The organism is Kitasatospora aureofaciens (genome assembly GCF_019192735.1).
Lineage (GTDB): Bacteria > Actinomycetota > Actinomycetes > Streptomycetales > Streptomycetaceae > Kitasatospora > Kitasatospora aureofaciens_A.
On sequence record NZ_JAHTKP010000020.1, the window covers coordinates 13,186 to 28,128 of the forward strand.

At 71.8% G+C, this 14,943-nt stretch carries 10 protein-coding genes; 6 read left to right on the forward strand and 4 right to left on the reverse strand.

Annotated features, from left to right (window positions below):
* Window positions 1-56: 56 nt before the first annotated feature.
* The 3 genes from KV557_RS20600 to KV557_RS20610 all read left to right on the forward strand — a co-directional run bounded on the left by KV557_RS20600 (window position 57) and on the right by KV557_RS20610 (window position 7,321).
* Window positions 57-794 (forward strand): VIT1/CCC1 transporter family protein, encoded by a 738-nt coding sequence (locus KV557_RS20600; RefSeq protein WP_374106654.1) that lies wholly within the window; start codon window positions 57-59, stop codon window positions 792-794.
* Between the two features lie 445 nt (window positions 795-1,239).
* On the forward strand, window positions 1,240-5,868 hold the full coding sequence (gltB, locus tag KV557_RS20605) for a glutamate synthase large subunit (RefSeq protein WP_218202492.1): 4,629 nt from the start codon (window positions 1,240-1,242) through the stop codon (window positions 5,866-5,868).
* Window positions 5,861-7,321, forward strand: a complete 1,461-nt coding sequence (locus KV557_RS20610) for a glutamate synthase subunit beta (RefSeq protein WP_218202339.1) — start codon at window positions 5,861-5,863, stop codon at window positions 7,319-7,321. The genes gltB and KV557_RS20610 overlap by 8 nt, the downstream gene beginning before the upstream one ends.
* A 221-nt stretch (window positions 7,322-7,542) precedes the next feature.
* Here the strand turns inward: KV557_RS20610 and KV557_RS20615 are convergent, their stop codons facing one another.
* The gene (locus KV557_RS20615) at window positions 7,543-8,520 is read right to left on the reverse strand and encodes a DUF5937 family protein (RefSeq protein WP_308129990.1); all 978 of its coding nucleotides are present in this window, start codon (window positions 8,518-8,520) and stop codon (window positions 7,543-7,545) included.
* 67 nt (window positions 8,521-8,587) lie between these two features.
* On the opposite strand from KV557_RS20615, the gene KV557_RS20620 reads away from it, so the two are divergent.
* The 3 genes from KV557_RS20620 (at window position 8,588) to KV557_RS20630 (ending at window position 12,317) form a co-directional block, all read left to right on the forward strand.
* Entirely contained in the window at window positions 8,588-9,835 is a 1,248-nt protein-coding gene (locus KV557_RS20620) for an MFS transporter (protein ID WP_218202341.1), read from the forward strand.
* Window positions 9,836-9,913: 78 nt separating this feature from the next.
* Entirely contained in the window at window positions 9,914-10,780 is an 867-nt protein-coding gene (locus tag KV557_RS20625) for a helix-turn-helix domain-containing protein (protein ID WP_218202342.1), read from the forward strand.
* A 79-nt stretch (window positions 10,781-10,859) separates the two neighbouring features.
* On the forward strand, window positions 10,860-12,317 hold the full coding sequence (locus KV557_RS20630; protein ID WP_218202344.1) for an aldehyde dehydrogenase family protein: 1,458 nt from the start codon (window positions 10,860-10,862) through the stop codon (window positions 12,315-12,317).
* 13 nt (window positions 12,318-12,330) lie between these two features.
* Here KV557_RS20630 and KV557_RS20635 read toward each other — a convergent pair whose 3' ends face one another.
* From KV557_RS20635 to KV557_RS20645, 3 genes are all read right to left on the reverse strand, one after another.
* Complete coding sequence (locus KV557_RS20635; RefSeq protein ID WP_218202345.1) at window positions 12,331-13,263, reverse strand: AraC family transcriptional regulator; 933 nt, start codon at window positions 13,261-13,263, stop codon at window positions 12,331-12,333.
* A 37-nt stretch (window positions 13,264-13,300) separates the two neighbouring features.
* On the reverse strand, window positions 13,301-14,227 hold the full coding sequence (locus KV557_RS20640) for an NADP-dependent oxidoreductase (RefSeq protein WP_218202347.1): 927 nt from the start codon (window positions 14,225-14,227) through the stop codon (window positions 13,301-13,303).
* A 149-nt stretch (window positions 14,228-14,376) separates the two neighbouring features.
* Window positions 14,377-14,931: a Uma2 family endonuclease gene (locus KV557_RS20645; RefSeq protein WP_256177716.1), complete on the reverse strand. Its 555-nt coding sequence runs from the start codon at window positions 14,929-14,931 to the stop codon at window positions 14,377-14,379.
* Between the last annotated feature and the right edge of the window lie 12 nt (window positions 14,932-14,943).

A 14,943-nucleotide genomic window follows, 5' to 3' on the forward strand; every position in this document is an offset into this window, starting at 1 on the left:
CCCGGATCGGGCGGGCTACGTTCGAGGCAGACGAACGAAAACGGAGGGGCTGAACCGTGAGCGCGACCATTGTTGAACCCGAGGCCGGGCACCACCCCCGGATACCCGCCGCCGGGCACCACCGGGACGTCAACGGCGGCTGGCTGCGACCGGCGGTGTTCGGCGCGGTCGACGGTCTGGTGTCCAACTTCGCGCTGATGACCGGCGTGGTCGGCGGGGCGGCGTCGAACGGCACGGTGATCCTCACCGGGCTCGCCGGACTGGCCGCCGGCGCCTGCTCGATGGCGGCGGGGGAGTACACCTCGGTGGCCTCGCAGCGGGAGCTCGTGCAGGCCGAGATCGAGGCCGAGCGGCTGGAGCTGAGCCGCAACCCGCACGGCGAGCTGGCCGAGCTGGCCCAGCTGTACGTGTCCCGCGGGGTGGACCCGGACCTCGCCCACGAGGTGGCCCGGCAGCTGTCCGCCGACCCGGACCAGACACTGGAGATCCACGCCCGGGAGGAGCTGGGCATCGACCCCAACGACCTGCCCTCGCCGCTGGTCGCCGCCACCTCCTCCTTCCTCTGCTTCGCGCTCGGCGCGCTGCTGCCGCTCCTGCCGTACCTGCTGGGCGCGACCACGCTGCTGCCCGCGATGCTGCTCGCCGCGCTCGGCCTCTTCGCCTGCGGTGCGGTGGTGGCCCGGGTGACGGCCCGCAGCTGGTGGTTCAGCGGGGTGCGGCAGCTGGTGCTGGGTGGCGCGGCGGCCGGTGTGACGTACCTGCTGGGCTGGCTGATCGGCGGGCACGTCGGCTGACGCCCGGGTGCCGTACGGAACCCTGTGTGATCACACAGGGGACTGCATGACTATGCCGGTGAACGCGTGACGTTCCGCACATGGGCGTCGCGCATCACCTGGCCTAGTCTCATCATCCGAGCCCGGCCGCCGGGGATTCGTATCTGCGGAACGGATCCTGGAATGGATTCGCAGGCGACCTTGATCGGCTTCTGTGGCCAACGGGTTTCGCCTCTGTTTCGGGCGGCCGACCGCCGGGCACAATCGTCGGGACGTGCACTGTGGCACGTCCTCTCATTTACCCCTTGACCTGCGGAACCGTCCCGCCATGTGGACGAGATATTCCGCTTCCCGGGATCTTGGGCATCATGTAACTTGCACGAAATCGCATCAGGGCCAGCGTCGTCCCTACTGCACCGCACCTTGCCGAAAGACGACGACGGGAGAGCCGATGCTGTCTGCATCCATGCACTCCGCCAACGAGCCCCAGGCCGGCGCAGCCCGCCCGCCGTACGCGCTCGTTCCGGATGCGCGACCTGCTGCTCAGGGCCTGTACGACCCGCGAAACGAGCACGACGCCTGTGGCGTCGGTTTCGTCGCCACGCTGACCGGCATCGCCGACCACACCATCGTCGAGCAGGCGCTGACCGTCCTGCGCAACCTGGAGCACCGCGGCGCCACCGGCGCCGAGCCCGACTCCGGTGACGGCGCGGGCATCCTCACCCAGATCCCGGACGCCTTCCTGCGCGGCAAGGTCGACTTCGAGCTCCCGGCGGCCGGCTCCTACGCGGTCGGCATCGCCTTCCTGCCCGACGAGGACGCGGCCGACGCCGCGGCCGTCGCGCAGATCGAGGCCATCGCCGCCGAGGAGAGCCTGACCGTCCTCGGCTGGCGCGACGTCCCGGTCACCCCGGACCTGCTCGGCGCCACCGCCCGCAGCGTGATGCCCCGCTTCCGTCAGCTTTTTCTCGCGTCAGCGAGCGTTGGACAGAGCCTGAGCAAGGACGGCCTGGCCGGCATCGAGCTGGACCGGATCGCCTTCGTCGTCCGCAAGCGCGCCGAGCGCGAGGCCGGGGCCTACTTCCCGTCGCTGTCCGCGCGCACCATCGTCTACAAGGGCATGCTGACCACCGGCCAGCTGGAGCCCTTCTTCCCCGACCTGTCGGACCGCTCCTACGCCTCCGCCGTCGGCCTGGTGCACTCGCGCTTCTCCACCAACACCTTCCCGAGCTGGCCGCTCGCCCACCCGTACCGCTTCGTCGCGCACAACGGCGAGATCAACACGGTCAAGGGCAACCGCAACTGGATGAGCGCCCGCGAGTCCCAGCTCGCCACCGACCTCATCCCGGCCAACAAGAACGGGCAGGGTCTCAGCCGGATCTTCCCCGTCTGCACCCCGGACCACTCCGACTCCGCCTCCTTCGACGAGGTCCTGGAGCTGCTGCACCTCGGCGGCCGGTCGCTGCCGCACTCGGTGCTGATGATGATCCCGGAGGCGTGGGAGAACCACGCCACCATGGACCCGGCCCGCCGCGCGTTCTACCAGTACCACTCCAACCTCATGGAGCCCTGGGACGGCCCGGCCTGCGTCACCTTCACCGACGGCACCCAGATCGGCGCCGTGCTCGACCGCAACGGCCTGCGCCCGGCCCGGTACTGGATCACCGAGGACGGCCTGGTCGTCCTCTCCTCCGAGGTCGGCGTGCTCGACATCGAGCAGGAGAAGGTCGCCAGGAAGGGCCGCCTCCAGCCCGGCAAGATGTTCCTCGTCGACACCGTCGAGGGGCGCATCGTCGAGGACGAGGAGATCAAGTCCGCCCTCGCCGCCGAGCACCCCTACGAGGAGTGGGTCGCGGGCGGCCAGATCCAGCTCGCCAAGCTCCCCGAGCGCGAGCACATCTGGCACACCCACGCCTCGGTCACCCGCCGCCAGCAGACCTTCGGCTACACCGAGGAGGAGCTGCGGGTCATCCTCTCGCCGATGGCCAAGACCGGCGGCGAGGCGCTCGGCTCGATGGGCACCGACTCGCCGATCGCCGCGCTGAGCGAGAAGCCGCGCCTGCTGTTCGACTACTTTGTGCAGCTCTTCGCGCAGGTCACCAACCCGCCGCTGGACGCCATCCGCGAGGAGCTCGTCACCTCGCTGCTCAGCAACCTCGGCCCCGAGGGCAACCTGCTGGCCGCCGAGGCCGCCGCCTGCCGCTCGGTCGGCATCACCTTCCCGGTGATCGACAACGACGAGCTGGCCAAGCTCGTCCACATCAACGCCGACGGCGACCAGCCCGGCCTCAAGGCCGTCACGCTGTCCGGCCTCTACAAGGTCGCCGCCGGTGGCGAGGGCCTGGCGGCCCGGCTGGCCGGGATCGCCGCCGAGGCCGACGCCGCGATCGCCGACGGCGCCCGGATCATCGTGCTCTCCGACCGCCACTCGGATGCCGAGCACGCCCCGATCCCGTCGCTGCTGCTCACCTCCGCCATCCACCACCACCTCATCCGCACCAAGCAGCGCACCCAGGTGTCGCTGCTGGTCGAGGCCGGTGACGTCCGCGAGGTGCACCACGTCGCGCTGCTGATCGGCTACGGCGCCGGCGCGGTCAACCCGTACCTGGCCATGGAGTCCGTCGAGGACCTCGTCGCGCAGGGCGTCTTCATCCAGGGCGTCGAGCCCGAGAAGGCCATCAAGAACCTGATCAAGGCGCTCGGCAAGGGCGTGCTCAAGGTCATGTCCAAGATGGGCATCTCCACCGTCGCCTCCTACCGCGGCGCCCAGGTCTTCGAGGCCATCGGCCTCTCCCAGGAGCTGGTCGACGGCTACTTCGCCGGCACCACCACCAAGCTCGGCGGCATCGGCCTGGACGAGATCGCCAAGGAGACCGCGGCCCGGCACGCCAAGGCCTACCCGGCCTCCGGCATCCCCGCCGCGCACCGCGCGCTGGAGATCGGCGGCGAGTACCAGTGGCGCCGCGAGGGCGAGCCGCACCTGTTCGACCCGGACACCGTCTTCCGGCTGCAGCACTCCACCCGCAACCGCCGGTACGACATCTTCAAGCAGTACACGGACCGGGTGAACGAGCAGTCCGCCCGCCTGATGACGCTGCGCGGCCTGTTCGAGCTGGACGCGGCCGGCCGCACCCCTATCCCCGTCGAGGAGGTCGAGCCGGTCTCCGAGATCGTCAAGCGCTTCTCCACCGGCGCCATGTCGTACGGCTCGATCTCCCGCGAGGCGCACGAGACCCTCGCCATCGCGATGAACCGCCTCGGCGGCAAGTCCAACACCGGTGAGGGCGGCGAGGACCCGGACCGCCTGTACGACCCGGAGCGCCGCTCGGCGATCAAGCAGGTCGCCTCCGGCCGGTTCGGCGTCACCTCCGAGTACCTGGTCAACGCGGACGACATCCAGATCAAGATGGCCCAGGGTGCCAAGCCCGGCGAGGGCGGCCAGCTGCCCGGCCACAAGGTGTACCCGTGGGTCGCCAAGACCCGGCACTCCACCCCGGGTGTCGGCCTGATCTCGCCGCCGCCGCACCACGACATCTACTCGATCGAGGACCTGGCGCAGCTGATCCACGACCTCAAGAACGCCAACCCGGCCGCCCGCATCCACGTGAAGCTGGTGTCCGAGGTCGGCGTCGGGACGGTCGCGGCCGGTGTGTCGAAGGCGCACGCGGACGTGGTGCTCGTCTCCGGCCACGACGGCGGCACCGGCGCCTCGCCGCTGACCTCGCTGAAGCACGCCGGCGGTCCCTGGGAGCTCGGCCTCGCCGAGACCCAGCAGACCCTGCTGCTCAACGGCCTGCGCGACCGCATCGTCGTCCAGACCGACGGCCAGCTGAAGACCGGCCGCGACGTCGTCATCGCCGCGCTGCTCGGCGCCGAGGAGTTCGGCTTCGCCACGGCCCCGCTGGTCGTCTCCGGCTGCATCATGATGCGCGTCTGCCACCTGGACACCTGCCCGGTCGGCGTCGCCACGCAGAACCCGGTGCTGCGCGAGCGCTTCTCCGGCAAGCCCGAATTCGTGGTCAACTTCTTCGAGTTCATCGCCGAGGAGGTCCGGGAGATCCTGGCCTCGCTGGGCTTCCGCTCGATCGAGGAGGCCATCGGCCACGCCGAGCACATCAACGCCCAGGCCGCGATCGACCACTGGAAGGCCGCCGGGCTCGACCTGGCCCCGCTCCTCCACGTCCCCGCGCTGCCCGAGGGCGCCGCCCGGCACTGCACCACCACCCAGGACCACGCGCTCGACAAGGCCCTGGACAACCAGCTGATCGCGCTGGCCGAGGACGCCCTGGAGCGCGGCGACGCCGTCCGCATCCAGCTGCCGATCCGCAACGTCAACCGCACGGTCGGCACCATGCTCGGCCACGAGGTGACCAAGCGGTACCGCGGCGAGGGCCTGCCCGAGGGCACCATCGACGTCACCTTCACCGGCTCCGCCGGGCAGTCCTTCGGCGCCTTCGTGCCGCGCGGCGTGACCCTGCGGCTGGAGGGCGACGCCAACGACTACGTCGGCAAGGGCCTCTCCGGCGGCGTCGTGATCGTCCGCCCGGCCCGCGACGCCGCGGCCATCGGCAACGACGCCCAGAACCACGTCATCGCCGGCAACACCATCGGCTACGGCGCCACCTCCGGCCGGATCCACCTGCGCGGCAAGGCCGGTGAGCGCTTCGCCGTCCGCAACTCCGGCGCCACCCTGGTCGTCGAGGGCGTGGGTGACCACGGCCTGGAGTACATGACCGGCGGCCGGGTCGTCGTCCTCGGCGAGACCGGGCGCAATCTGGCGGCCGGCATGTCCGGCGGCATCGCCTACGTCCTGGACCTGCGCCCCGCGAACGTCAACGACGGCATGGTGGGCATCGAGGCCCCCACCGCCGACGACCGCGAATGGCTGCGCGAGACCGTGCAGCAGCACTACGAGGAGACCGGCTCCACCGTCGCCGCCGAACTCCTGGCCGACTGGGGCAGCGGGGTCTCCCGCTTCTCCAAGATCATGCCGACCGACTACAAGGCAGTGCTCGCCGCCAAGGACGCCGCTGAGCGCGATGGCCTCTCCGAGGCCGAGACCACTCGCAAGATGATGGAGGCGGCACATGGCTGACCCCAAGGGCTTCCTGACCACGCCCAAGCAGCTGGCCGAGCGCCGTCCCGTGGACGTCCGTCTGCGGGACTGGAACGAGGTCTACGTCGAGCGCAGCCTCCTGCCGATCATCACCAAGCAGGCCGGCCGCTGCATGGACTGCGGCATCCCGTTCTGCCACAACGGCTGCCCGCTCGGGAACCTCATTCCCGAGTGGAACGACCTCGCCTACCGCGACGACTGGTCCGGCGCGATCGAGCGGCTGCACGCGACCAACAACTTCCCGGAGTTCACCGGGCGGCTGTGCCCGGCTCCGTGTGAGTCCGCGTGTGTCCTCGGCATCAACCAGGACGCGGTGACCATCAAGAACGTCGAGGTCACCATCATCGACAAGGCCTGGGACCGGGGCGGCGTCACGGCGCAGGTCCCGGAGCGGCTCTCCGGCAAGACCGTCGCCGTCGTCGGCTCCGGCCCGGCCGGCCTGGCCGTCGCCCAGCAGCTCACCCGGGCCGGGCACACCGTGGTGGTGTACGAGCGCGCCGACCGCATCGGCGGGCTGCTGCGCTACGGCATCCCCGAGTTCAAGATGGAGAAGCGCCACATCAACCGCCGCATCGAGCAGATGCGGGCGGAGGGCACCCGGTTCCGCACCGGCGTGCACGTCGGCGAGGACATCACCGGGCAGCAGCTGCGCGAGCGCTTCGACGCGGTGGTGGTCGCGGCCGGCGCGACCACCGCTCGTGACCTGCCGGTGCCGGGGCGCGAGCTCAAGGGCATCCACCAGGCCATGGAGTACCTACCGCTGGCCAACAAGGTGCAGGAGGGCGACTTCGTCGAGTCGCCGATCAGCGCCAAGGGCAAGCACGTCGTCGTCATCGGCGGCGGCGACACCGGCGCCGACTGCGTCGGTACCGCCCACCGCCAGGGCGCGGCCTCGGTCACCCAGCTGGAGATCATGCCGCGGCCGAGCGAGGAGCGCCCCGGGCACCAGCCGTGGCCGACCATGCCGATGACCTACAAGGTCACCTCCGCGCACGAGGAGGGCGGCGAGCGGATCTACTCCGTGAACACCACCCACTTCACCGGCGATGAGAACGGCAACGTGCAGGAACTGCACCTCGTCGAGGTGGAGTTCAAGGACGGGCGGTTCGAGCCGGTGCCCGGCACCGAGCGGGCCATCCCGGCGCAGCTGGTCACCCTGGCCATGGGCTTCACCGGGACGGACGTCCGCAACGGGCTCGTGGAGCAGCTGGGGGTCGACCTCGACGCGCGCGGTAACATTGCCCGGGACGGCCGGTTCGCCACCAGTGTCGATGGCGTGTACGTCTGCGGTGACGCAGGACGCGGCCAGTCGCTGATCGTCTGGGCCATCGCGGAAGGCCGCTCGGCCGCCGCCGCGGTGGACTCGTACCTCGGCGGCAAGACCCCGCTGCCGGCCCCGATCCGGCCCACGGACCGCCCGCTGGTGGTCTGACGGCCGACCGGTTCCCAGCCGGTTTCCCGAACGCCCGGCGCCGCATTGCCGGGAGCTCCACCCGCTGCCCCCGCCAGCGTCGCCGGGCCAACGCGGTCCCTACGGCGCCTGCCCTCTCCCCGACCAGTGGAGGGCAGGTGCCGTCTCGCGTTTCTGGTGTGAACTTCTGTGTGGGGCAGGGGAGTTGGTGGATTTCAGCCATTCGTGGGGGCGTGTTCCGGTTATTGCGGGTGCATGAGCAGCTCCGCCGCCTCGGTGCGCAGGTACAGGACCGTGCGGCCGGTGCGGTGGCGGGCCAGGAGTCCCGCGTCGTGGAGGGCGCTCAGGTGGTGGGAGACGTTCGGGGCGGACAGGCCGGTGCGGGCGGCCAGTTCGGTGGTGGACGCGGGGGAGTCCAGCTCGGCCAGCAGCAGGGCCCGGGTGCGGCCCAGCACCCGGGCCAGGCCCTCCGGCACCGGGGTGCCGGTCGCCTCCCACAGGGTGGCGACGCCGCGCGGCGGATAGACCAGGCCGGGCTGCCACGGCGGGTTCTGCTGCGAGAACACGCCCGGCCAGGCGAAGACCGTCGGCACCAGGACCAGCCCGCGCGCGCCGTCCAGCCGCCGGTGCACATCGATCCGGGAGTGCCCGATCCGCAGGGTGTCGCGCTCCCAGGAGACCAGCGGGTGCAGGTCGGCGAAGAGCGCCGCCGGGCCGCCCGCCGACATCTGCCGGGCGCGGCGCAGGATCTCACCCTCGGTCAGCCGCTGCATCCGCGGCCAGTGCGGGGCGATCGCGGCGTCCCAGTACGCCCGCACCTCGGCCGCCAGCCGTGCCAGGCCCGGCTCCGGGTCGCGCGCCAACTCGGCCACCAGCGGGTGGAGTTCGCTGTCGATCCGGGCGAGGTCGCGACGTACGGCGGCCGGGTCGGCGGCGGCCAGCGCGGCCGTCTGCCGCTCGATCGTCTCGTCCGGGCCCGGCGGCACCGGGGTCAGGAAGTCCGCCACGTACACCGTCGGCAGCCGGATCAGCGCCGACAGCAGCTCCCAGCGCACACCCGCCAGCCGCTGCCGAGCCTGCCGCACCCACGGCAGGTGCGCGGCCTGCCGGCCCGGGTCCTTGAGCACCTCGACGCTCGTCACGACCTCGCTCAGCGGGGACCGGGCGAAGCGGGTGCGGGCCAGGTCCTGCGCCGAGAACTCCCAGGTCAGCACGGGCACCTCCGGTGAGCATTCGATCCTGGTGGAATCAGTGGGCGGCGGCGATCATGCCAGGGAGCCTCGGTCCATGACCACCGCCACCCCGACCACCCCGCTGCGTGAGCGCCTCGGCCTGCCCACCACCGCCGGCCGCGCCCGCCTGATCGGCGCCCACCTCGTCGACAGCCTCGGCACCGGGCTGATCCTCGCCTTCACCCTCGTCTACTTCGCGGGCACCACCGGCCTGTCCGTCGCCGCCGTCGGCGCCGCCGTCTCCACCGCGCGCCTGCTCGCCCTGCCCACCGCCGTCGCCGTCGGCCCGCTGCTCGACCGGTACGGCGCCCGGCCCGTCGCCACCGCCGGCAACGCGCTCTCCGCGCTCGCCTACGGCGGCTTCCTGCTCGCCCACCAGGCCTGGCAGATCGTGCTGGTCTGCCTGCTCGCCCAGATCGGCCACGTCGCCTACTGGACCTCCAGCACCGGCCTGGTCGTCCTCGCCGCCGACGAGGGGGAGCGGCCGCGCTGGTTCGCGCTCGTGCAGACACTGCGCAACGCCGGCCTCGGCCTCGGCGGGGCGCTCGGCGCCGTCCTGGCGGCCGGCGGCGGCGCCGGGGCGCTGCGGCTGCTGGTCGTGCTCAACGCGGCCAGCTACGCCCTCGCGGCGGCCCTGCTGGGCACCTGGCGGCCCGCGGGGGCGGGCCCGGCGGAGGGTGGGGCAGGAGCCGAGGCGGGGGCCCGTACGGAAAGCCCCGGCGGCTACCGCGCCGTGCTGCGCGACCGGCGGTACCTGCTGCTGATCGCGGTCAACCTGACCTTCGTCTTCGCCTCGATGATCCTGAGCATGCTGCTCGCCGTCTACCTCACCGAGGGCCTGCACCGCGGCGCCTGGACGGCCGGCACCCTCCTCGTCCTCAACGGCGTCCAGGTGGTGCTCACCCAGAGCGCCGTCGCCCGCCGGCTCGAACGCTTCCGCCCCACCCGGGTCGTCGCCGCCGGCGCCCTGCTCAACGCGCTCGCCTTCGCCCTGTTCGCCCTCGTCGCCGCCGCCCCTGGCTGGGCCGTCCTCGCCGGGCTGTTCGCCGCCATGGCCGTCTACAACCTCGCCGAGACCGTCGCCACCCCCTTCCGCGAGGACCTCAGCGTCTCCCTCGCCGACCCCGGGCGGCGCGGACGCTACCTCGCCCTCTACCAACTCTCCTGGAACACAGGCCAGGCCGTCGCCCCCGGACTGCTCACCCTGCTGCTCGCCCGGGCCGCCGTCCTGCCCTGGCTGTTCCTGCTGGTCCTGAGCGCGGCCGCGGTGCCCGCCCTGCTACGGCTGGAACGCACCGTCTGACGGACTGTTGTTCGTCGGTGCCAGATGGCAGACTGCCGCCGACGGCCGGGGGGCTGCGCGAGTGCGGAGGTTGACGCGATGAGCACGACTCAGGCAGGCGGAGGCGCGACGGTGCGGCGCCTGCTGCTCGGAACCCACCTGCGCAAACTCCGTGAGGCCAGGGGCGTCAGCCGCGAGGAGGCCGGGTACTCGATCCGCGCCTCCGAGTCCAAGATCAGCCGGATGGAGCTCGGCCGCGTCGGCTTCAAGGAACGCGACGTCGCCGACCTCCTCACCCTCTACGGCGTCGAGGCCGAACAGGAGCGCGCCGGCGTCCTCGGCCTCGTCCGGGACGCCAACGCCACCTCCTGGTGGCACGGCTACGGCGACGTGCTGCCGCCCTGGTTCCAGAACTACGTCGGCCTGGAGGAGGCCGCCACCGAGATCCGCAGCTACGAGGTCCAGTTCGTCCACGGGCTGCTCCAGACCGCCGACTACGCCCGCGCCGTCATCTCCGCCGGCGGCCACGTCACCGAGCCCGCCGAGATCGAGCGCCGCGTCGAGGTCCGGCTGAAACGGCAGGAGGTGCTCACCGCCGAGCGCCCGCCCCGCCTGCTCGCCGTCCTCGACGAGGCCGCGCTGCGCCGGCCCTGGGGAGGCCCCGAGCTGATGCGCGCCCAGATCGACCGGCTGCTGGAGCTCACCGACCTGCCCAACGTGCACCTGCGGGTGATGCCGCTCGGCTTCGGCGGCCTGCGCGCCGAGGGCGGCGCGTTCACCGTCCTCGGCTTCGCCGAACCCGAACTGCCGGACGTCGTCTACCTGGAGCAGTTCACCACCGCGCTCTACCTCGACAAGCCCGCCGAGGTCGCCGAGTACACCGGGGCGATGGACGGCCTGCTCGCCGACAGCCTCAGCACCGAACGGACGCGGGAACTTCTCCGCTTCGTACGCCAAGAGCTGTAGGCCGTCAGTACGATGAGCACCGATCAGATCTGATCAACGGCGTTCCAGTTGCACCTTTAAACGGCACGAGAGGGATCGGATGTCCTACTTCTCCGAGTTGGCGGCGCAGTACATCGACGGCGAATGGCGCACCGGCGACGGCTCCTGGGACATCGTCGACGTCGACCCCTACACCGGCGACAAACTCGCCACCATCACCGTCGCCACCGTCGAACAGGTCGACCAGGCCTACCGGGCCGCCGCCCGCGCCCAGAAGGAATGGGCCGCCACCAACCCGTACACCCGGCGGCTGGTCTTCGAGCGCGCGCTGCGCATCATCGAGGAGCGCGAGCAGGAGATCACCCGGGCCATCATGGCCGAACTCGGCGGCACCGCCCTCAAGGCCGGGTTCGAACTCGCCCTCACCAAGGACATGCTGCGCGAGGCCATGCAGCTGTCCCTGCTCGCCGAGGGCCGGCTGCTGCCCTCGCCGGTGGACGGCAAGGAGAACCGCCTCTACCGGCTGCCGGTCGGCGTCGTCGGCGTGATCAGCCCGTTCAACTTCCCGCTGTTCCTCTCGCTCAAGGCCGTCGCGCCCGCGCTCGCGCTCGGCAACGGCGTCGTGCTCAAGCCGCACCAGGAGACCCCGGTCATCGGCGGCACCCTGATCGCCCGGATCTTCGCGGACGCGGGCCTGCCGGCCGGCCTGCTCAACGTCGTCGTCACCGACATCGCCGAGATCGGCGACGCCTTCATCGAGCACCCGGTGCCCAAGGTGATCTCCTTCACCGGCTCGGACCGGGTCGGCCGGCACGTCGCCACCGTCGCCGCCTCGCACTTCAAGCGGACCGTGCTCGAACTCGGCGGCAACAGCGCGCTCATCGTGCTGGACGACGCCGACCTCGACTACGCCGTCGACGCGGCCGTGTTCAGCCGCTTCGCCCACCAGGGCCAGGTCTGCATGGCCGCCAACCGGGTCCTCGTCGACCGCAGCGTCGAGGCCGAGTTCACCGAGAAGTTCGTCGCCAAGATCGCCACGCTCAAGGTTGGCGACCCCAGGGACCCAGCCACCCAGATCGGCCCGCTGATCAACCCCGTCCAGGCAGACACCATCACCGCGCAGGTCGACCAGGCCGTCGCCGCCGGCGCCACCGTCCTGCTGCGCGGCGAGACCAACGGCAGCCTGATGGACCCGGTCGTCCTCACCGGTCTGCCGCTGGACGCGCCCATCCTGCAGCGCGAACTCTTCGGCCCGGTCGTGCTCGTGGTGCCCTTCGACGGCGAGGACGAGGCCGTCCGGATCGCCAACGACACCCCCTTCGGCCTCAGCGGCGCCGTGCACACCGGCGACGTCGAGCGCGGTGTGCGGGTGGCGCACCGGATCGAGACCGGCATGATCCACATCAACGACGGGACCATCGCCGACGAGCCGATCGTGCCCTTCGGCGGCGAGAAGAACTCCGGCGTCGGGCGGCTCAACGGCGACTACACGGTGGACGCGTTCACCACGGTGAAGTGGATCTCGATCCAGCACGGGCGCAGCCGCTTCCCGTTCTGACGGGTGCAGGCGCTCATGCGGCGCGGGCCTCCCGGCGGAAGCCGCCGGGGGCCTGCCCGTACTCGCGCTTGAACGCCTTCGCGAACGCGTACTCCGAGCCGTACCCGGTCTGCGCCGCCACCGCCGTCAGCGGCGCCTCCGACTCGCGCAGCAGCCGCGCCGCGGTGGTCATCCGCCAGCGGGTCAGGTACGCCATCGGCGGCTCGCCCACCATCGTGGCGAAGCGGCGGGCGAACGCCGCCCGGGACAGCCCCGAACGGTCCGCCAGTGACTCCACCGTCCACGCCGTCGCCGGGGCCTCGTGGATCGCCGTCAGCGCCGGGGCGACCGCCGAGTCACCGAGCGCCGCCGCCCACCCGGCGGCCGTCGCGGGCGGCTGCGCCTCGAACCAGGCCCGCAGGATGTAGAGCAGCAGCGAGTCGATCAGGGCCGGGACGATCCCCGCCGACCCTATCCGCGGGTTCTCCAGCTCCGCCCCCAACAGCTGGACGGCGGCGGCCAGTTCGGGATGGCGGCCGTGCCGGGTCTCCAGGTGGATCAGCGCCGGCAGCTGGCGCACCAGCGGGTGCGGGCGGCCCTGGTCCAGGTGGTAGTTGCCGCACAGCAGGCTGGTGCGGGCGCCGTCGCCGCCCAGGGACACCGTGCCGATCGGCAGGCTCCCGTCCACCCGGCAGGCCTCCGCCAGGACCGGCGGGGTGTCCGGGTGGTCGGCGAGGACGTGCCCGCGCCCGTCCCGCAGGAACACCACGTCCCCCGGGCTCAGCGCCACCGGCTCGCCGGCCTCGCGGTCCAGCGGGACCAGCCAGCACGTCCCGTACAGCACCACGTGGAACCCGGCCCCGACCACCGGGGGCAGCTGCAGGGCCCAGGGGGCGCGGCCCTCGGTGCGGACGGAGGCGGGGTGCGCCGTCCGCATCGAGCTCAGTGCCTCGGTCAGGATGTCCAACGACCCGCCCCTCTCGCCGGTTTGGTGGTCAGTCGCCTCAGTCGACGGTCAGTACGACCTTGCCCTGGACGGTACCGGACTCGACCAGCTCGTGGGCCTTGCCCGCCTCGGCCAGCGGGAAGCTCGCGGCGACGTGCGGGCGGATCCGGCCCTCGTCGACGAGCGCGGCGATCGCCTCCAGCGAGGCGTAGTCGGGCTCCACCGAGACGCCCGCGAAGCGGCGGCCGGCGGCCTCGATCCCGGCGGCGAGCTCCTGGTTCCAGTGCTCCATGATGCTGACCAGCACACCGCCCGGCTTCAGCACCTTGAGCGCGCGGGTGCCCTCGGAGGAGGAGTCGAAGACGACGTCGACGTCCTGCACCGCCTCGGTGTAGTCGGTGGTGCGGTAGTCGATCACCTCGTCCGCGCCCAGCTCCTCGAGGAACGCGTGCTTGGGCTCGCTCGCCAGCGCGATCACGTACGCGCCGCGGGCCTTGGCGATCTGCACCGCGAAGTGGCCGACGCCGCCCGCCGCGCGGTGGACCAGCACCCGCTGACCCTCGCCGACGTCCGCGAGGTCCACCAGGCCCTGCCAGGCCGTCAGCGCGGCCAACGGCAGAGCAGCCGCCTGCACGTGGTCGATCGTCGCGGGCTTGCGGGCCAGCTGTCGGGACGGCACCGCGACGTACTCGGCGTAGCCGGTCGCGGCCCGTGGGAAGAACGGCATTCCGTACACCTCCTCGCCCACCCGGTACCGGGCACCCGGCGCGGCCTCCTCGACCACCCCCGAGATGTCCCACCCGACCCCGAACGGCGGCTCCCCGATCAGCGGGAACGCCCCCGACCGCACCGCCACGTCCACCGGGTTGACGCCGCTGGCCCGCACCCGCACCAGCACCTCTCCGCTGAGCGGCGTCGGCCGCTCCACCTCGGCGACCTCCAGGACCTCCGGCCCGCCGAACGACTTCTGGATCACTGCGCGCATGTCTGAACTCTCCCTGTCCTGACGCACCACCCCGGCCCCTCTTGGGCCGTTCGCGATGCCTCAACGATAGGGAGATCGAGTGAGCGGATGAATATCCTTCTGTCTTCGAAAGATGTCCCATCGTCTCGCCGTGCCGTTGCCCCGGTCGGTCAGGCCGAGTAGCGGAGCAGGGCGTCGGTGGCGAGGTCGAAGCCGAACGGCGCCGGGATCGGGACGGGGTCGCCGAACTTGCCGGTCCACTGGCGGTGGTAACCGCTGCCGGACGGCTCGGAGTACAGCACGAGATCGCCTTCGCGCGGGTCGATCAGCAGGTAGAGCGGGATCGCCATCAGCGGGTAGTCGCGGACCTTTCCGACGAGGTCGTTCTCCGGGTTCGACGGCGAGACGATCTCGACCGCGATCGCCGCCTGTTCGGCGGGCACCTCGTTGCCGCCGAGTTCGACGACTGAGAGCGGGATGTACGTGAGGTCGGGATTGCGCAGCTTGCCGACGTTCGGCGACGCGAGGTCGGTGTTCTCGCTGGGCATCAGCTCGGCGGGGCAGTGCGCGTCGAACTGCCTGCGGAGGAGCAGGAGGTTGCGCTGGTGGATCGGCGAGGGCGGGGCCGTCACGAGGACCGCGTCGCCGGACACTTCAACTTTCCAGCCCGGTGGTGGGGTGAGGGTGCGCGCGTAAGCGAGGCGCCTGTGAGTCGACTCGGCCATGTGCGCCATGCT

What these genes read in the sequence shown, in the direction of transcription:
- KV557_RS20625 (WP_218202342.1), top strand. Translation starts at nt 9,914, where the DNA reads ATGAGCACGACTCAGGCAGGCGGAGGCGCGACGGTGCGGCGCCTGCTG.
- KV557_RS20610 (WP_218202339.1), top strand. Translation starts at nt 5,861, where the DNA reads ATGGCTGACCCCAAGGGCTTCCTGACCACGCCCAAGCAGCTGGCCGAG.
- KV557_RS20630 (WP_218202344.1), top strand. Translation starts at nt 10,860, where the DNA reads ATGTCCTACTTCTCCGAGTTGGCGGCGCAGTACATCGACGGCGAATGG.
- KV557_RS20620 (WP_218202341.1), top strand. Translation starts at nt 8,588, where the DNA reads ATGACCACCGCCACCCCGACCACCCCGCTGCGTGAGCGCCTCGGCCTG.
- KV557_RS20645 (WP_256177716.1), bottom strand. Translation starts at nt 14,931, where the DNA reads ATGGCCGAGTCGACTCACAGGCGCCTCGCTTACGCGCGCACCCTCACC.
- KV557_RS20640 (WP_218202347.1), bottom strand. Translation starts at nt 14,227, where the DNA reads ATGCGCGCAGTGATCCAGAAGTCGTTCGGCGGGCCGGAGGTCCTGGAG.
- gltB (WP_218202492.1), top strand. Translation starts at nt 1,240, where the DNA reads ATGCACTCCGCCAACGAGCCCCAGGCCGGCGCAGCCCGCCCGCCGTAC.